At 37.1% G+C, this 19471-nt stretch carries 13 protein-coding genes, 1 tRNA gene and 1 pseudogene; 7 read left to right on the top strand and 8 right to left on the bottom strand.

Translation table 11 applies throughout. From position 1 onward, the window contains the following. Positions 1–145 precede the first annotated feature (145 nt). A pseudogene (locus ACFIMQ_RS02695) lies at positions 146–2238 on the top strand (S9 family peptidase). A gap of 81 nt (positions 2239–2319) precedes the next feature. Here the strand turns inward: ACFIMQ_RS02695 and ACFIMQ_RS02690 are convergent. Next, entirely contained in the window at positions 2320–2922 is a 603-nt protein-coding gene (locus tag ACFIMQ_RS02690; protein WP_375616037.1) for a superoxide dismutase, read from the bottom strand. A 1293-nt stretch (positions 2923–4215) separates the two neighbouring features. On the opposite strand from ACFIMQ_RS02690, the gene ACFIMQ_RS02685 reads away from it, so the two are divergent. Further along, a tRNA-Gln gene (locus ACFIMQ_RS02685) sits at positions 4216–4290 on the top strand. 225 nt (positions 4291–4515) lie between these two features. Here the strand turns inward: ACFIMQ_RS02685 and ACFIMQ_RS02680 are convergent. The 7 genes from ACFIMQ_RS02680 to ACFIMQ_RS02650 all read right to left on the bottom strand — a co-directional run bounded on the left by ACFIMQ_RS02680 (position 4516) and on the right by ACFIMQ_RS02650 (position 14941). Beyond that, complete coding sequence (locus ACFIMQ_RS02680) at positions 4516–4980, bottom strand: toxin-activating lysine-acyltransferase (RefSeq protein WP_375607790.1); 465 nt, start codon at positions 4978–4980, stop codon at positions 4516–4518. Then, the gene (locus ACFIMQ_RS02675) at positions 4980–5951 is read right to left on the bottom strand and encodes an HlyD family type I secretion periplasmic adaptor subunit (protein ID WP_375703333.1); all 972 of its coding nucleotides are present in this window, start codon (positions 5949–5951) and stop codon (positions 4980–4982) included. The genes ACFIMQ_RS02680 and ACFIMQ_RS02675 overlap by 1 nt, the downstream gene beginning before the upstream one ends. A gap of 145 nt (positions 5952–6096) precedes the next feature. Then, positions 6097–9936 carry an autotransporter outer membrane beta-barrel domain-containing protein gene (locus ACFIMQ_RS02670; protein ID WP_375703332.1) on the bottom strand — a complete coding sequence of 1280 codons (3840 nt, stop codon included), beginning with the start codon at positions 9934–9936 and terminating at the stop codon, positions 6097–6099. Between the two features lie 393 nt (positions 9937–10329). Then, complete coding sequence (locus tag ACFIMQ_RS02665) at positions 10330–11115, bottom strand: DUF1499 domain-containing protein (RefSeq protein WP_375703331.1); 786 nt, start codon at positions 11113–11115, stop codon at positions 10330–10332. A 529-nt stretch (positions 11116–11644) separates the two neighbouring features. Beyond that, on the bottom strand, positions 11645–12184 hold the full coding sequence (locus tag ACFIMQ_RS02660; RefSeq protein WP_375703330.1) for a hypothetical protein: 540 nt from the start codon (positions 12182–12184) through the stop codon (positions 11645–11647). After that, positions 12177–12773 carry a DUF1214 domain-containing protein gene (locus tag ACFIMQ_RS02655; protein ID WP_375616043.1) on the bottom strand — a complete coding sequence of 199 codons (597 nt, stop codon included), beginning with the start codon at positions 12771–12773 and terminating at the stop codon, positions 12177–12179. Before ACFIMQ_RS02655 ends, ACFIMQ_RS02660 begins: the two co-directional genes overlap by 8 nt. A 17-nt stretch (positions 12774–12790) precedes the next feature. Continuing rightward, positions 12791–14941, bottom strand: coding sequence for a transglycosylase domain-containing protein (locus ACFIMQ_RS02650; protein ID WP_375703329.1), 2151 nt, complete (start codon positions 14939–14941; stop codon positions 12791–12793). Positions 14942–15279: 338 nt separating this feature from the next. On the opposite strand from ACFIMQ_RS02650, the gene ACFIMQ_RS02645 reads away from it, so the two are divergent. The 5 genes from ACFIMQ_RS02645 (at position 15280) to ccmE (ending at position 19470) form a co-directional block, all read left to right on the top strand. After that, positions 15280–15516: a hypothetical protein gene (locus ACFIMQ_RS02645; protein WP_375703328.1), complete on the top strand. Its 237-nt coding sequence runs from the start codon at positions 15280–15282 to the stop codon at positions 15514–15516. Positions 15517–15537: 21 nt separating this feature from the next. Then, positions 15538–16206: a response regulator transcription factor gene (locus ACFIMQ_RS02640; RefSeq protein ID WP_375703385.1), complete on the top strand. Its 669-nt coding sequence runs from the start codon at positions 15538–15540 to the stop codon at positions 16204–16206. Further along, positions 16203–17621, top strand: a complete 1419-nt coding sequence (locus ACFIMQ_RS02635; RefSeq protein ID WP_375616047.1) for an ATP-binding protein — start codon at positions 16203–16205, stop codon at positions 17619–17621. The genes ACFIMQ_RS02640 and ACFIMQ_RS02635 overlap by 4 nt, the downstream gene beginning before the upstream one ends. A gap of 298 nt (positions 17622–17919) precedes the next feature. Next, a complete protein-coding gene (locus tag ACFIMQ_RS02630) occupies positions 17920–18678 on the top strand; it encodes a tetratricopeptide repeat protein (protein WP_375616048.1) in 759 nt (252 codons plus the stop codon). 312 nt (positions 18679–18990) lie between these two features. Next, positions 18991–19470 carry a cytochrome c maturation protein CcmE gene (gene ccmE / locus ACFIMQ_RS02625; protein WP_375703327.1) on the top strand — a complete coding sequence of 160 codons (480 nt, stop codon included), beginning with the start codon at positions 18991–18993 and terminating at the stop codon, positions 19468–19470. Position 19471 lies beyond the last annotated feature (1 nt).

The following is a 19471-nucleotide window of genomic DNA, read 5'->3' as shown; positions in this document are numbered from 1 at the left end:
AATGAATAGAAGGATATTAATTGTAAAAATTATGATAGCACTATTTTTGCAAGTGAGTAGGACTTATAGATTTTTACACTTGCATCAATAATTATGATTCTAACATATAAACGAAACTATTAACATATTTTATATAGGATTGTGTATGACTTGCACTTTTACAATTCCTCCTAAAGCATCTAGAATCTCTCATAAGGAAATATATCATGGTATTTTTCGAGATGATTCGTATCATTGGCTACGCGCGTCTAACTGGCAAGATGTTTTTAAAAATCCTAACTGTCTTGACTCAAATATTCGACATCATCTCGAAAAAGAAAATGCTTATCAAGCGGCTCAAATGGCTGATACAAAGCCATTACGAGATTTGCTTTTTACTGAAATGAAAAACAGGATCCAAGAGAATGATAGTTCCGTTCCTATAAAAAATGGACCTTTTGCTTACGGTTTTTCTTATGTTACCGGGGGGCAACAACCACATTATTTTCGCATGCCAAGGAATGGTGGAGAAAAACATGTTTATCTTAATGGTGATCTTTTGGCTGAAGGTAAAGAATATTTCAACTTTGGTTCAGTTCAAGAATCTCCTGATCATAGATATGTTGTATGGACCTATGATGATAAAGGATCAGAATTTTATACAGCTAAAATTCGGAATTTAGAAACATTATCTGATTGTATGGATATTATTACTGACACATCCGGACAGATTGTGTGGGATGCTCAATCTGAAGGTTTTTTCTATACAAAAGTGGATGAAAATCATCGACCTTCAGAGCTCTATTATCATCGCTTAAACACTGATCAATCGCAAGATAAGCTTATTTTTCGTGAAGATAATCCAGGTTTTTTCTTAGATGTAAGCGGCTCTAAGCTTCATGATGTTGTTTATATTAATATTCATGATCATGAAACGTCAGAAATTTGGTTAATACCTGCTAAAGCGCCTCTTAGCGTTCCTCAATGTGTGCGCAAGCGGCAAAAAGGTATTGAATATTCACTTACAGAAGGTGGTGATATCTTTTATATTCTTACCAATTTAGATAATGCCAAGGACTTTAAAATTATGGTTGCGCCGTATGCTGCGCCGCAATCAGAAAATTGGTCAGAGCTTATTCCACATCAGCTTGGATGTTTGATACTATCTCATGATGCGTATCAAGATTTTCTTATCTGGCTCGAACGTTTTGAGGGGCTTCCTCGTATAAAAATTATGGAGCGTACGACGAAACAAATCCATTCTATTACTTTTGATGAGGAGGCTTATTCTTTAGGTCTGCAAGGGGCAGCAGAATATAACAGTCAATCCATTCACTTTTCTTATTCATCTATGACAACGCCTGATCAAGTGTTCGATTATGAGATGAAAAGACGCAAACGAATATTGTTAAAGATGCAAATAATTCCCTCTGGCCATAATAAAGATGAGTATATAACGCGACGTGTTATGGCCATTGCAGACGATGGTGAGAAAATTCCCATCTCACTTTTTTATCATAAAACCACTCCTCTGAATGGTCGTGCACCTTGTCTACTTTACGGTTACGGTGCTTATGGCATCTCTATTCCTGCCAGTTTCAATAGCAATGTACTCTCTCTGGTAAATAGAGGTTTTATTTATGCCATTGCTCATATTCGTGGGGGAAAGGAAAAGGGTGTTGAATGGTATGAAAAAGGAAAACATCTTTTTAAATATAATACATTTACCGATTTTATTGCTTGTGGGCGCTATCTTGTAAACAATAAATTTACAGCTCATGATCGGCTTATTGCGCATGGTGGTTCGGCAGGAGGAATGTTGATGGGTGTTATTGCCAATATAGCCCCACAGGATTTTGCTGGAATCGTAGCTAATGTGCCTTTTGTTGATGTTTTAACAACGATGTTAGATGCTTCCTTACCTCTAACGCCTCCTGAATGGCCAGAATGGGGAAATCCTCTTGAATCACAAGAAGATTATAAACTTATAGCTTCTTATTCTCCCTATGATAATGTCAAAGCGCAAAAATACCCCCCTATGCTTGTGATAGCAGGATTAACCGATCCTCGTGTAACTTACTGGGAGCCTGCAAAATGGGTAGCTAAATTGCGTGAATTTAAAACAGATGATAATGCGATTTTATTACGCATTAATATGGATTCAGGGCATGCAGGTGCAGCTGGACGTTTTTCAAAGCTAGAAGAAGTTGCCTATATCTATGCATATATTCTAAAGATAGCAAGAAAAACTGTTGTTAATCTATAATATCCCCACTTTAAAAGCCCTATAATTCATTAGACTATAGGGACTTTTATAGGCTATACAATTATTTAGACAGCTTACAATCCACAATCTTCATAAAGTTTCAAAACATAATCCCAATTAATCAAATTATCCACGAAAGCTTCGAGATATTTCGGGCGAGCGTTGCGGTAGTCAATATAATAGGAATGTTCCCACACATCAACGCCTAGAATAGCTTTAGCATCATGAACCAAAGGATTTTCACCATTAGGCGTTTTCATAATTTCAAGCTTGCCATCTTTAACCACAACCCACGCCCACCCAGAGCCAAATTGGGCACCAGCAGTAGCAATAAAATCAGCACGGAATTTGTCATAACCACCTAGATCAGATTCAATAGCTTTTGCTAGTTTTTCAGGCATTTTTTTACCACCACCACCATTTTTCATCCAATGCCAAAAATGGTTATGATTGTAGTATTGCGCTGCATTATTAAATAAACCAATATTTTTCCCAAAACTTTTTTTAACAATTTCTTCAAGGCTTTCATTTTCCAAGCCTGAATCTTTCACCAAGTTGTTGGTATTATTAAGATAAGCGAGGTGATGCTTATCATGATGATATTCAAGAGTTTCGCGTGACATATAGGGCGAAAGAGCATCGTAGTCATAAGGCAATTCAGCCAATTCAAAAGCCATTTAAAAATCTCCTCGATTCTAATTGTTAAGCGCCCAATTTGCCATTTGCATCACCTAAAAGCAAATGTTGAATGCGTATTTATATTAATTAATTTAATGTCTCTCTTTGTAAAAGGAGCTTTTAGGCAATGTATGCTCATCAATCAAAAAAGGGCACTGGTCTATATAAATATTGCTTCAAAAGAAATTTTACATCTATGAACGGGTAAAAAATATCATGACCTTTTGAATAGAAGGTAAATGGAAATAGTTATCATTCCTTGTTCTTGTACCTCAAAATATTTTTTCAAATACGAGACAAATTGTTTTTAATTTTTGTAAAATTTTTCCAACCTATTGATATGGTGTATCCATGGTGTTTGCAACAGGAATATTAAGTGTTATTTTTTAAGAGACATTTCCCAATGTGCTTGATTTCATTTTATAGCGCTACTCATGAATAATATAACGTAAAAACATTGGATATTATCATCTTTACACTTATGAAAAAGTGCACCGGCATCATCATATATGTTACTGATCCCCAATGTTGTCACAGCTTTTATTTGGAGATGGTCCATAAGAGCGTTTTACTCCTTAGTCTTCTATTGTTTTTTATCCATACCTCTGCTTGTGACATGCGAGAGAATGACTTTGATTGGTTTAATATAAAAGAATTTGAAATGAAAAAATTTTACGATGTTTGAGGTTGTTACTCAGAAGTGCAAATTTGTTAATTTTTATTGTAAATCAATATTTATCTTGTGCGGATACTGCTGATTTTTGCACAAGATTAAAAAAATATTTTGTAAATTTTATTACCACTGAAGGTTTACACATATTGATTAAAAATAGAATTTTCTATAAAAAGCTTACTCAAAGCCAATCTATTCGTAAGGAAAGGCAAATTATTTTATATTGAGGAATCCAAAAACAAAAATACAATTAAGAAGATAAAAAAAATCATCAACACACAACATTTTCTCTTTGTTTTGTTTTAATTGAGTAAGATGAGATTTGAAGATACAAAGAAAAATACAGAATATGCTGATTTATTCAATAAATGAGTAAACGACAAGATTCTCATTTTATGCTCTTAGAAAATTAATAAAAGGGTATAATAATTGGTGGATAAATGGTTGTTGTGTTAAAGGTGCAGCTGTATATTAGTTTTCGCTGCGAATTTGTATTGATGCAATATCATTCAAGACTTAGAAACTTTACAATAAAAAATAAGATCTTTGATTTTCAGATATTGCGTCCAATCACAGGAATCGCTATAAGGTGCAAAAGTAATTGTAAAGCGTGTTTTTTTGGGGTATAGCCAAGCGGTAAGGCACCGGTTTTTGGTACCGGCATTCCCTGGTTCGAATCCAGGTACCCCAGCCAGCCTTTAGTGAAATGAATCAATCATAAACTTGAGAAATCATAGAGTTGAGAGTGGATTAAACCTCTTATATTACCTTTAGCCATTCATATCGGATTGGTCAGAGAGGAAATACGCGTCTGTAGCGGAGTGGCTCTTACTATAACTATAGTCAAAATAGTTATTTTAGGGATTTTTCTTTATAAGAGTGGGGCTTAAATGATTTATGCGCACTTGCTTTAGAAAAACTATTTGGCTGGATTTTGCGCTCTATAGCAACACCAGCGTGCGATTTTTCTTATTCCACCATCTTCATTACGTCGTACAGCATAACAATAACGCTGATCAGGAAATATATTTCGTTGCATATCACGTACAATATGAGCAGTATGGCCATAAGGTGCTACACAATCAATAAACCATACGTATTTTCCATTTTGCCAATTGGCATCGGGTAAAAATTCTCCCTTTTCAAGCATAGATTGATGATTTTTCTCATCTAAAAAAGCCCATGTGATAAAGGCGCAAAATTCTCCACGTTCATTTTTATAGAGCTTGTATTGCCCAGTCTGTAAAGCTGGACCTAAGTTTCGGTCTATATCCCAAATTCGCCAGCGGCGGTATAAGGGAGATGTAAGCATTAAAACAACCATGGCACCCAAAGCCGTAAGAGGATCTATGAGTGATGGTGATGGATTTTCATTTACAGACATTATCTTTCCTTTAGGGACTGTTCTAAAATTTTGGTGATAGGTTCAAAGAAATAAGAAATGAGACGCTGTTTTGAGGTAATGACATCCGTTGTTACAGTCATGCCAGGGATAAATTTAAATTGTTTGTTATTCAAAGTGATATGATCTTGGTCAATTTTGATTAAAACAGCGTAGACACCATTAATTTCTTTATTATAGCGCGCTGTAGCGCCTACATTAACGACTGAGCCGTGGATAACACCGAAACGTTCAGGCGGAAAGGCAGAAAACTTGATATAAGCACGTTGGCCCTTTTCTAAAAAAACAATATCTCGATTATCAAAAAATGCTTCAATAATGAGACCGCCCGCACCAGGGACAATGCGCATGAGAGTTTTACCAGCCTCTACAAAGCCATCCAAAGTATGGATACTTAAATCATCAATACGTCCATCAACAGGTGCATAAAGTGATAAGTGGTCAAGATGGTATTGAGTACTATCAAGCTTTGCTTTTAATCCTTGAAGATTCAGCTCTGTTTCACGCGAAAATTGTCGATAGCGGGCGTTTTCATCGGAAATGAGACTTTTCCGTTGTTGGCGGAGGGTTTTTATTTCGGCGGCATTTTCTTCCAAACGTCTTTGATTGGTTAAAATTTCATGCTCGACATTTTTAAAGTCATGTAAACGCTCTAAGTAAACGGCTTGGCTAATGACTTTTGTTTCCATTAGGCTTTTTGCAGCCTTTAATTTCCCTTGGCTTAATTGACGATCATCTTCCAACCTACCTAATTGCGCATGTTGTGTTGCACCGCTGCGCTCGACGCGGTCCGCTTGTGCTTTTAGCGCTTTTAATTTATCTTGGAAAGATTGAAGGGTAACACTAATGAGTATTTCTCCTTCTATTCTTGAGTTGTGTTGCCAGAAGGAGAAATTGGCAGATAGGCAAGCGCTTTGGTTACAAAATTTTATCCAAAGGATTGCTTTCAGCAAGAAGTGTTGTAGGTATGTTATAAAGACAAGAATAACCGGTATTCCACGGTAGGTTTGTGCAAATCAAAAAGGCCACACAGTATGGAGTTGTGCAGCCTTTTTATGCAAGCAAATGGGAAAATAATGCTCACTTTACAGTCTTTTCTTAGAACTGATAACGTATTCCACCAGAAAAGCTCGCTCCTGTTATACCCGTTTTTTGCAGCTTTTTTTGGTAACTAACATCACCATGAAGTGCGATATTGTGGGAGAGTTGTGCATTGATACCCAAACCGCCTTCAATGGCAGTTCCAGCAGGATCAAGGTCAAATTCTCTACCAATCTGTATTTTCCCATCATCACTAAAGGTTTTAAGAAAGTTCACTTTTCCATAAAAAGAAAAGGGATGATCGCTTTCGGCAGAAACAGTTTTAGTTAAACGTCCGCCAATCCGAACCAACCATTGGGAAGGATTTTTCATATCAATTTCTAGATTATCAGCATCTTTCATGGTGTCAAACGACAATTGTTGATAAACAATTTGTGCTTGTGGCTCAAACTCTATCCCTGCCATTCCTGTAGCAAATACTTTTCCAATGGTAGCCGAAGCACTCAAGGTTTTGGCACCCTTCAAGTTTGCGGCATTCTTGATGTCAGCCGTAGTGATATTTCCATCGATCATGCCATAGGAAGCTAGGACATCGACATATAAGCCATTGTTGTGTTGTATGCTGCCATAAGCTGTAACCGCCCATTTATTGAGTGTGCTTTTGTCTGCACCCTCCATATCCTTAGGTGTGAAAGAGAGTTGCCCATAGGTTCCCATAAGTCCAAAATGCATGGTGATATTTTGGCTTTCCATTGCAGCTAATGCACCACCTGCTTGTACGGCAGCATAGCGAATATCAGCGCCATAGCCATATTTGAAGGGACCACGCTCAGAGGTTAAGGTAGCAGTGCTACTATAGGGTAAAAAGAAGAAAGAATAATTTTGTGTTGTACGGATATCAGCTAACAATTTGCTTTGCTTAGTAATGTCGGTAAAATCAGCGTAGAAGAGCGCGTTAGGCATCACGATATAGCTTGCCACTTGCGGTACGACAGCTTCCACATGTGGACCAGGAACAGAGCCACCGGAACCGCCGCCAGAACCGCCATCACCACCACCGGAGTCTAGAAATGCTTTATGCAAGCGAAAATCCCAGAAGTTTTCATTTTTTTCATCAAAGAGGTTTTGCTCAATATTGGCTGTGCCATGGCTTGATTCTGGTCCATAAGCAGTTAGTATGTATTTATAAGGCAAACCATCTCTTGTGATATAACCATTGGCTAATTTGAAGGAGTCTTCCATCGCTTTTCCAGAGACTTGGATAAGGGAAATACCGCCTGCATTCGAGGGAGCTGCAGCGTTTTCTACACTGTTTTTATCCCCTACATCACTCTTGATATAAACTGTTGTTGTACCTGATGCATCGCCATGAATGAGAACTCGATCGGTTTTTTGATCGTCTACTGCAACCCCATCGCTCCATGCCATGTTAAAGTGAATTTCTGCGTTTCCAGAAGCGTTATAGACTTCTGGAGTATTTTTTTTACCAGAACCGATATGTAATGTGTGGTAATGGTTTTCTATTGTTTTTTCAAAAACAATTTTGCTGTCATTGAGGTTGAGTACAGAAACATCAGAACGTGATCTTTGAGTGATATCAAGTAACTTTCCCGCATCATCTTTTTCTTTTCTGCTGGTGTTCACAAACCATGTTGTACTGTTTTTGAGATCAAAGCTTGTTTGCCCATTTTCGTCATTTCTTACACCACCTTGTAAGACAGAACGGTCTGCGGAGAGTGAAAAGATTTGATTATGTTTTGGTGTATCGTGGATTATCCCTACGAATAACCTATCGGCTCTGATTTCTGAATCTTTGAGGTTGAGTTTACCATTTGATGAATTGTTGGCAACAATACCCGTTCCATCTTCGATGAGAAGGTTTGTATTGGTCAGGTTGATTTCTGAAGTTTGATCGTTTTTTGAGTTATCAAAGCGTAGTCCATTGCGCTGTGCTTTTGCAGAAATATCTGTGACATCAATATGTCCGCCATCTTTTAAGACAAATGCTGCTCCTTTTGCACTTACACTCCCTCCCGTCATTGTGATTTTGGCTTCTTCATCATCTGCATATAACCCAGTCGTATCAGATGTTACTGTGACATTATCGTTTAAAGTAATAGTGCTACCTTTCAGAGTTTGTACTTCTCCACCAAAGGAACCGCCGCCCGTTACTGTTATTTGGGAATTATCATTAGCCAAGAGAGCTTTTTCTGCATTCTTAACGGTTACATTTTTTAAAGTAACAGTGCTTCCTTTGTCAGCACTTATTCCTTTCTCCATAAGAAAGCCATCTTTACCGCTTGATATTTTCACATCTTTCAGCGTGTTTTCTTTGCTTGTGGTTTCAAGGAATAATGCACCTACTGCTTCGCCTCCTGTGACCTCAATAGATCCTCCTGTCATCTTGATTGTTGCATTATCACTTTGGGCTTTAACACCGATCGTAGCATTTTTAATTGTTGTGTTTCCATTCAATTCAATGGTGCTGGAACCTCTTGCAAATGCGCCGAATTTTGTTCCTTTTCCATTTGCTGTGAGAGCAACGTCTTTAACATTAATATATCCACCAGCTTTTGTATATAATACACTATTGCTACCAGTAACAGTTCCCCCTGTCATAAAAATTTTTGATTGTTCACCAACTGCATGGAGGCCATCACCCTCAGATGATGTGATTTTAGCCTCATTGTCCAAAGTAATGGTACTACCGCTTTGAGCATTGATTGCATCTTCTTTTGCCTCAAAAGATCCACTAGAAACCATTATTTGAGATTTGTTATCTGCATAGATGCTGCGTTTTGCTTTTGTGACGGTTACATTTTTTAAAGTAACAGTGCTTCCATTATCAGCATTTATTCCTTTTTCCATAAGAAAGCCATCTTTTCCACTTGATATTTTCACATCTTTCAGCGTGTTTTCTTTGCTTGTGGTGTCAAGGAATAATGCACCTACTGCTTCGCCTCCTGTGACTTCAATAGACCCTCCTGTCATCTTGATTGTCGCATTATCACTTTGGGCTTTAACACCGATCGTAGCATTTTTAATTGTTGTGTTTCCATTCAATTCAATGGTGCTGGAACCTCTTGCAAATGCGCCGAATTTTGTTCCTTTTCCATTTGCTGTGAGAGCAACGTCTTTAACATTAATATATCCACCAGCTTTTGTATATAATACACTATTGCTACCAGTAACAGTTCCCCCTGTCATAAAAATTTTTGATTGTTCACCAACTGCATGGAGGCCATCACCCTCAGATGATGTGATTTTAGCCTCATTGTCCAAAGTAATGGTACTACCGCTTTGAGCATTGATTGCATCTTCTTTTGCCTCAAAAGATCCACTAGAAACCATTACTTGAGATTTGTTATCTGCATAGATGCTGCGTTTTGCTTTTACGACAGTTACATTTTTTAAAGTAATTATGCTTTTTATAGCGGAGATTCCTTTGGTCATCGAAGTGTTGTCTTTACCGCTTGATAATTTCACGTTTTCCAATATCGTTGTGCCACTGTCATCAGTGTCTGATATAACGCCATAATCGGCTGCAATAACACCTCCTATCATCTTAAATGTACTACCATGCCATATTCCAACACCACTATGCAGCTGAGTATTGTTTGCACTTTTAATGGTTGTATCCCATAACTCAATTGAAGATTTGGTTCTAAGGACTACAGCATCCAAATCGTTGTTTATTGGATGACCTCCGGTCAGTGTTAAATTTTTACCGATGACTTTTCCACCATTTGTTGTTTGAATATATTCATAAGTCTTGTTTGATACGTTTTTTACTTCTCCTTTATCAACTTCAAGAGATTCAGCATGTACGTCGAGATTGTTTCCAAAAAGCATAATTGCTGCGACAGCTGTACAGGAGAGTAAAGATTTTTTAGACATAGCTGTTCCTCCCTTATAAGCTCCGCATGTTCTCCCCGCTTAGAAGTAAGAAAAATAAACAATTAAAATTTTAATTACAATACTTACCTATTAGTTGCTTTGTTACTGTTTGTCAAATATTATAAATTTACTTTTTAATAAAATAAATCATTTTTATTGTTTAATATATAGTATATTAATAGTTAATATATATTAATACTTAAAATATTTTTAAAGAAAAACATCAAATGAGGGACAAAACAATATTTTTGTTATGAAATAATTTGGGATTGAGATATTTTGCTTTAAAAGCTTTGTCTTGAAAGAGTAAAAGTACTTTCAGTAATAAGTAATAATAGTGGAAACAAATGACAGGTTGGTAGGGATTTTTCTGTTGGAAGTAAGTACAAGTTTCTACTCATCATCTTGAGAAAGAGGAAGTGAGGCGATTTCTGTATCAAGCGCATCCATAAAATCGATAATAAAAGCAGCATTGGTTCCCAAATCTCTTGGCAAATAACGAGAAGCAGAACGCATATCAACAAAAGTTGTATCCCCTTCATTCGTTAAACGAATAACAATATCTGAAATAAAGCCAAGGTAAAAAGTTTTGGCCATTGTTTCAATATAAAGCACATCTTCTTCACCTTTAAACTTTTTTTGAGCCACAACAGGCCAATCATAGGCTTCTAAAACATTGAGAACAGATTCGCGAATACGATCAGGTGAGCCATCATAACGGCGCCCTGACATTTCTGTCCATTGTGAGATCTGTATTGCTGCTTGTTCAGTCAAAACACTTTTGAGCGGTAAAGCATCACTGGGACGTATTGTGCGAAAAAAAGCCGGTGGTCTTTGTGTATCGGTAGAAACGTCGTAAAGAGCCGGTAAGGTAAACCAAAGTCCAAAAAAGAGCATCAATGGTGTGGCTGTTATCAACGAATAAATGATCCCTTTTAAAGCTTTCATTCCCCCTAGAGCACCATAGACCCACAAACTATGAAGTGCTTTAAGAGCCAGAAAAAGAGAAATAATTACACAGCCAGTAGAGATACCTATCAAAATTATGAAATCGGTTACGTTAAGTACGGAAAAACGTTGTAAAATGACTGAAAATAATAAAATAAAGAACGATAATCCACCAAATCGAGGGGACCATACTGCTGCTCTTGAAACGAACCGAACATATCTCTTCTTCATGAAGTTTTTTCCCCTCAATTGTAAATTATAAGCCAAGTTTTTTCAGAGTGTATATCTTACAAAAAGCTTATGCTCATAAAACAAAAATAAAGCACTTATTTTTGAGGTCAAGGATGCGTAATGTCTTATAAGTTTTCAGCGATTATTTTGGCACTTCATTGAAGGTAAACAATATTTCTTCTATAATTTATCATGTCATTGATGCGAATTTTATGGGAATGTTTGTAAATAAAAAGAAATAAACTCAGATAACAAGTTTTACAATTGTTAGCAGCATATTTTTTTAGATCTTTACTCTTGATTTTTCTCTTCTGATTGCGGGGAGTTTTTTCTGTCAGATAATGCGTCTCAAATAGGATATGATTATGTGCAATAGAGATTTCATTCGACCTCAATAAAAAATTGAGGGATTTATAATCAGATAAATTTGAATATTCAATTAATAGAGAAAAAAGATAACCATTTTGATAGGCTTCATGTATTTTGTATAGAAAGTAAGGTATTGTACAAATGAGAGCTTAGTCCGTTTTTATTCATAAAATATGCGGCAGGTCGCAGATGAAAGGAAAGCTTCACTTTCTTTTTTCGCAAGGGAAGAAGGGACAAAAGTACGTAAAATAACAAACCCTTCATTCAAATTTTTAGCAACCAAAACTGAATTGGCATTTTTTTTAGGTTTTGATTTTTTGAGTTCTATGATTTGTATTGGTTTTCCAATGATAAGATCGAGTATCGCATCAGGGGCTGTTCGGTCATTAAGGCTATAGAAAATAATTCCGTCGTGTGTGTAGGCTGCCAGTGACCAAAATTGTCGTGTTTTCAAAGCTTTTAAATGAACAGGTCCATTTTCAAGATTAAATCTGCAGACTTTAAGAAGAAAGAGTGGATCAGCAGATTGCTGAATAGGGTTATCGAGCGTAAAATCGACAAATTGATAAGAGATTCCAGATTTTTTTAGTGTTGTCCATATATTATCTTGTGCCCAAGTGGGGATCAGAAATAAAAAGCAAATATGAACGATAATAGCGCCAATGATTGCAAGAAGTGCGGTATAAATGAATCTAATCACAATTTATTTGTCCTGATGGAATTTGTTCTATAGAGGGCATTGTGAGCTTTTGTAATGCCGTTGCAGAGATGATTGAGGTATCGTATAAGGTGAGAATAAGCCCGAATTCTTTTTGACTAACTGTTGCAAGCCAATTGCCGGTTTGCGGTGTGGGTGAAATATTGATGCGCAATGAGCCATCATGCTCATAGATAATATTGTTAGTGTGAAGTTCAAAAGGTATTTCTTTGGATGAAGTATAGGGTTTAAGGGATTTGTCAGCTGTATAAAGGGTAAAAAGACGGGTTTCAGGGATGGTGCCTTTGAGCAAATAATGACAGTGATGATGAAGTGGACGCCCTTGGTTATCTTGCCAAATCTGGAATTGAATACCTTCAGTTCGTCCGAGTGAAACAATGCCTCGTTTGGCGGTGCGAGCGCGGGTATAAGGATCCATATTGGCAGTTCCCATTTGTGGATAAGCACTCCATTTTCCAATTCTAAAGCGTCCAAAATGAGGAAAGGAATTGAGCACATAATCGACACTCAGTTTTCCACATAAAATGGAAAAAGCGAAGATAAAAAAGAAAATGGTGATATTAAAAAACATCAGTGAATATCTTGAATTCAAAATGTTGAATCTCCAGTTGTTTTCATCTTCAAAGAAATTGCAGATGGTTTTTTCAGATCTTTGTTAATCAATCGCACGATATTTAATGTTTCAGGAGAAAGCGTAGAGGGTATTGGGGAAGGAACTTCAGAATCTACACGGGCGGAAAGTACTGGAGGCTGATAAGGAAGGAGAGAATCTTTAACACCATAGAGCTGTTTGAGCATAATATTTTGATGCGCAGCAAGCATGATACGATGCCATATCATGGCAGGAACGCCACCCCCAAAAGCACGATTCATCGGTGAAAAATTATCATTTCCCATCCATACCGCTCCCGTATAATTTCCCGTAAAGCCAACAAACCAAGCATCACGATAAGATTGTGATGTTCCAGTTTTCCCAGCGACAAGAGTCATGGGCAACGCAGCACGCTTACCAGATCCTCGTGTTGTGACACCCACCATCATTTGATTCATATAAGCTGCTGATTGTTCACTCAGAACTCGGTGTAGTTTTTTTCCGTTATGTTCGAAATCCCACACAACACGACCATCAATTGTTTTGATTTGCGTAAACCCATGACGATTACCCGCTATTCCTCCATTGGCAAAGACATTAAAGCCTGTAGCTTGATCCATGGGGGTCATGTTGGAAGTGCCAAGAACCATCGTTTTGTGTGATAAAATATGCGCGTTAATCCCCATATTTTTAATGAGATCTATGATAGGTTGGGTATCGCGGTTAAGATATTGGTAGGTGAGATAAACAGGGACTGTATTAATGGAAAAGGCTAAAGCTGTTGCTAAGTCAATTTTTCCCAGATAACGACCAGAATTATTTTTGGGTGTCCAACCTCCCCAATTGATGGGAGCATCTAGAACGATTGTTGAGGGTGATAATCCATGTTCCATTGCGGCTGCATAAACATAAGGTTTGAATGAAGAACCAGGTTGTCGACCGCCCTGTGTTGCTCTGTTAAATTGGCTCTTTTTGTAATCTAGTCCTCCAACAATTGCACATACCGCACCGTTATTATCGAGTATAACGGTGGCTGCTTGTGTTACACGATATTGTTGACCATATTGATGTAAATGATAGGCAATTGATTCTTCTGCTGCTTTTTGAATATTCGGATCAAGGGTCGTTTGAATAATTAAACTATGGCTTGGAAGTTGATTGCGCATTTTTTTGACTTCCTCGAATGCCCAATCAAGAAAATAATCAGGCTGATTATTGTCTATTTGGGGAAGGTCCCTAGCAGGGTGGCGATGCGCATTGATAATCTGGCTTTTCGTCATAAAGCCACTATTAACAAGATTAGAAAGGACGACATTGGCACGTGTTTGAGCAGCAAAGAGATGACTATGAGGGGCATATTTTGTTGGAGCTTTAAAGAGTCCTGCTAACATAGCAGATTCACTCAAAGATACATGACGGATATCTTTTCCAAAATAAAATTTTGCAGCGGCTGCAATACCAAAATTGTTTCCTCCCATATAGGCTCGGTCAAGATAAAGTTGCAAAATCTGCTTTTTGCTAAAATTTGCTTCTAGCCAAAGAGCAAGATAAGCTTCTTTGATTTTACGTGTTATGGTTCTCTCGTTTGTTAAGAATAAATTTTTAGCCAATTGTTGTGTGAGAGTTGAACCACCTTGCACCACCCCTTTAGCTTGAATATTTTGTGAAATTGCCCGTGTAAGTCCTTGAAAATCAACGCCCCAATGATCAAAAAAACGACGGTCTTCTGTGGCAAGAACGGCTTTAATAACAGTGTCAGGCATTTCTTCAACAGGGACAGAAATAGCCGGCATTGCACCACGGTGTCCAATTGGATTTCCATAGAGATCGAGAAAAAGAATGGAAAAGTTTTTAGGGGAAGACCAATCTGTTTTGGTAAGTTCAAAAACAGAAATGCCCAAAATGGTGAAAAGAGTAAATCCCATCAACCCTAATGTTAGTATTTCATCGAGAACTTCAACGATAAAGTATTTCCATCCTTGAAGATGAAAATTTTGTGAGACGATTTTTGCCTTTTTCCAGAAAAAACTGTTAGCAGAACGAATGTGATAAAGCGCTGTGTCTAATCGTGCGTCTAATTCAATGAGAGCAGGACTATGAAATGGCTTACGGTGTTGCCCTTTCTTTTTTTTAAAAAAATCAAACATTTAAAGAGAGCCTATGGCAAAGCAATACAACCAAACAAATCTACAATAAGTATATGGAGTAGAAGTATTTTTTTTCTATAGTTATAACAGAGAAAGAATTTGTTTTAGAATTATGCATTTTTTGTAAGATAGTATTTTATTATTTTATTGAATAAATTTTATTCTCATTATTAAAAATATTTTTTTGATTTTTTAAAAATTTGGATTAATATTAATATGTTACTTCTGTAAGATAGAGGATAAAGTTTTTCCATTTGTGATTTTTTAATCGACCAAAAAAAACATTATTTCTTTTATCCTTTATCAAGGAAGAGAAGAGATGGGTTATTGAAATATTTATGATGAAAAAAAAATTCTTGTTTGTAATAATAGCAGCTTTTTTAGAAGCAGATTCTGTTCTAGCTTCGGGGTGTGCTGAATTAGGTAAGAAGGCTGCTGCGCAAGAGAGCGGGGTTCTCGTCCGTTCAAAACCGGTTGTTCAGGATGGAAAGGACATGTGTGCAATTGTGGTTGTTGTACCAGCCCGTAATGGTGAAAAATTACGTCGTGTTGAGTTTTTTGTTCCTGCTGATTAGTTTTTGGCAGATGGTGTTGTGATGCGTATCTTAATCGTTGAAGATGATCGGAATCTTCACCATCAATTAGCAGAAGCTGTAAGACGTGCAGGATATGTTTCCGATAGTGCTTTCGATGGTGAAGAGGCTTATTTTTTAGGTAGCACAGAGTCTTACGACGCGGTGATACTTGATATAGGTTTACCGCAGATTGATGGTATTAGTGTTGTTGAAAAGTGGCGTCAAGAAGGGCTCTCCATGCCTGTTTTAATGCTAACAGCGCGAGACCGTTGGTCTGATAAGGTGCACGGTATTGATGCTGGAGCTGACGATTATGTTGTGAAGCCATTTCATTTGGAGGAAGTGATGGCGCGCTTGCGAGCATTAATTCGTCGCACTACGGGACATGCGACGAGTGCATTATGTTGCGGAAATGTTTTGTTGGATACAAAGACGTCTCGTGTTTTTGTGGATGGTCAATTGATTAAACTAACATCTTATGAATTTAGACTTCTTTCGTATCTCATGCATCATTGTGACAGAGTTATTTCAAGAACGGAGCTTACCGAACATCTTTATGATCAGGATTTTGATAAGGACTCGAATACGGTGGAAGTCTTTGTAGGTCGGTTACGGAAAAAGCTTGGAGTAGATTTGATTGAGACTATTCGAGGAATGGGATATCGCGTGGGAACGCCAGGTGATAAATGAATATTTTCAAGGAGGATAATTGGTTTGGGAAGTTCTTTTTTGTCATTACGCGATCTCTCAGTTTACGTGTTATGATCTTATCAACACTATGGGTTGTGATTTCTCTTTTATCGATTTCTGCAGTGAGTATTTTATTTTATAAACGTTCAACTGAACAAAGCTTAGAGCGTATCCTTTCTGCTCAACTTTACAGTCTTATTGCAACAGTCATGGTCTCACCGGAAGGCATTTTGAAAGGAGGGGCTGAGATTGATGATATTCGTTATTCTGATCCAACAACGGGATGGTATTGGGAAGTTGTTGCGATATCCCATAATTTAAAAGGAAGATTGACATCTCCCTCATTGGGAACAGGAAAGATATTTACCCCAAGCGAAGTCGATATACCTTTTGATAATAAATTTTTTCGCTCTTATCGGATCAAGGGAAACGATGGCCAAAAGCTACAAGTGATTGAGAGTGATGTTGTTCTTGATAATAAAAATCATATTGCACGTTTTCGGCTTGTTGGGAATATCGATGAAGCCCATGCGCAAGTAAAGGAATTTAAGCAAACTTTGCAAATTTTTCTTTGGAGTTTTGGTATTGGGAGTGTTCTTATTAATATTGCTATTATTTTCTTTAGTTTTCAACCGTTGAAGCTTATTCGACGTGCATTGAATGATATTCGCGAAGGAAGAGTTCATTATGTGAATACGGATTTAGTCAGCGAAGTGATGCCGCTTGTACAAGAGATGAATGCTCTCATTAATAATAATCAGCGTATTATTGAGCGATTTCGCACACAGGTTGGTAATCTCGCGCATTCATTGAAGACGCCTCTATCCGTGATTATGAATGAGACCGATAAGATGCACGGAGAAAAGGCGTGTCTGTTGAGAGAGCAAACGCAAATTATGCGTGCTCAAATCAATCATTATCTTCAGCGGGCGCGGATTGCAGCACAATGCGATAGTATTATCTATCATACATCTGTTCGCAGTGTGATTGATCGTTTAGTGCGGGTTATGAAAAAGCTTAATCCTGAAAAAAAAATTGAATTTATTATGGATGTTGATGATATTGTTTTTTCTGGAGAGAAGGAAGATCTAGAAGAAATTATAGGAAATTTGATTGAAAATGCTACTCAGTGGTCTCGCACAAAGGTGTTGATCTCTTGTTGTATAGAAGAAAACGTTGAAGAAGAGAAATATTTCAGTATCCTTGTTGAAGATGATGGTCCTGGTTTAACAGAAGACAAAATTGATGAAGCATTAAAAAGAGGGCGGCGGTTTAATGAAAGTAAACCGGGGACAGGTTTAGGATTAGCAATTGTTTCAGATATGGTCAATGAATATGGTGGAAATCTCTTTTTATTGCGTTCTGATTTGGGTGGGTTGTATGCAAAAGTTTTATTACCCAAGATAGGAGAATAACATATTTTCTCCTCTATCAGAAAACATCTATAAGGTGTGTAAAGCAATATTTTCAGACAATACAAAAAAGTAGGGAGGTATTTCAGAAGATTTGTATTTATAATCAAAATATGAAAATAAAGCCTTGTTTTTGTTTTCTTGATAGAGGTGATCTATATGAGAAAAATGAACAATATATTTTATATAAGTTTATAATGTACTCCATGAAAAAATGATTTTTATCATTTAGCATCACTCTTCTTATGAAGAGGATAAAAGGTAAGCGAGAGATTCTCTGTTCGTATTGGAAAAAAGTGATATGCTCTTACTCATTTTTGCAGCATTTTTTCTGGCTTTTCTGGCAGGTATTCTTTTTCTTTCACTTCGTTTTGACGATAGGATAAAGAAAGAAGGAAAAGTTCAAACCATGGATGGTGATAGAAGTCATAGGCATACGATTGAGTGTAACAAGCTTTATATGCATTATAAAAAAAGGAATATTCTTAAGGACTTAAGTGTTTTGTTTGTTCTTCTCATCACATGGAGTATTTATGGGCTGACAGGCAATCCGGAAGTGAAAAGCTATTTTTTTAGCGAATTAATGGATAAAGATCCTAAAATTCTAAGTCAGCAAGAAAAGCTTGTTCGCTTACAAGTGCTGTTTTTCCGCTCACCTCGTGATGGCAAGCTCGCAGATGCGTTAGCGGTAGGGTATCTTGAAGAGCGCCATTTTCAAGAGGCGGTCAATGCTTATTTAGATGCACTTCGTTTGAATGGAGAGACAGCTCCAAGACTTGTAGGATATGGTTTAGCATTGGTTGGTTATGAAGGAGGAATGATAACGCAAGAAGCACAAAATGCTTTTCAAAAAGCAGCGGATTTAGCGCCAACAGATTTTTATCCGCGCTTATTGTTGGCCGATGCCTTTCATCAAGCAGGAAAAACTGTGCAGGCAGTGCAATTTTTGCAAAGCTTTCTTGATACAATGCCTGAAGATTTTGCAGGACGATCACGTGTTGAAAAAATGATGATTCAGTTACGTAATTTATCGAGTGGGCCATACAAAGAAAAGGAATAGGCGTCAATTGAGATGAGAAAAGCTGTTTAGGAAGATAAAAGAGGGGGCATTCTAGAAGGGAAAGGTATGTGTAGAGACGATTAAAGAACAGAAATGAAGAATGGAAAGAGGCGCAATATAAGTGGTTATATATTAAATAAAAATTGGTGCAAAAAGTAAGAAAGCTATTGGTAAGCTTATTAGCAAAGGTGAGAGATTGGATAAAAAGTTGCACCTATAGAGAAGATGTGCAAAACTCTTAAAAAATAAAATATAGAAATGGATGCTTATATAACGTGTTTAACGTGTTTAAAATTTTTTTGTAGAGTGTCTATGAACAATCAATCTTTAAAAAATTCTACTTCGTTGAAGGTTATTTTAAAGCAGCGAAAAAAAGAGCGTTTACTCATCATCTTATTGTGTTGTTTGGTTATGGCGATTGCAGCAAGTCTCATAGTTTATGCAATGCGTAATGCGGTCAGTTTTTTTAGAATGCCCTCTGACATTACAAGAGAAGATATTTTAACGGGGCGCCCTTTGCGTTTGGGTGGTTTTGTTGAAAAGGGAACTGTTAAATATGTTGGAGAGATGGGCGTTATTTTTTTTGTAACGGATAGCGTAGAGCGTAAAAAAGTGGTTTTCAATGGTATCCTACCTGATCTTTTTCGTGAAGGTCAGGGAGTGATTATCGAAGGACATTTTAATAAACAGGGTTTTTTTATAGGTAGGCGTATTTTAGCAAAACATGATGAAACTTATATGCCTAAAGGAACAGCTGATCGTTTGAAAAAACATTACAGTGTGGAGAAATAAT

The organism is Bartonella sp. AD13SXNS (assembly GCF_042196465.1).
Classification (GTDB): domain Bacteria; phylum Pseudomonadota; class Alphaproteobacteria; order Rhizobiales; family Rhizobiaceae; genus Bartonella.
The sequence above is the reverse complement of the archived record's forward strand: the minus strand, read 5'-3'. Positions and strand labels throughout refer to the sequence as shown.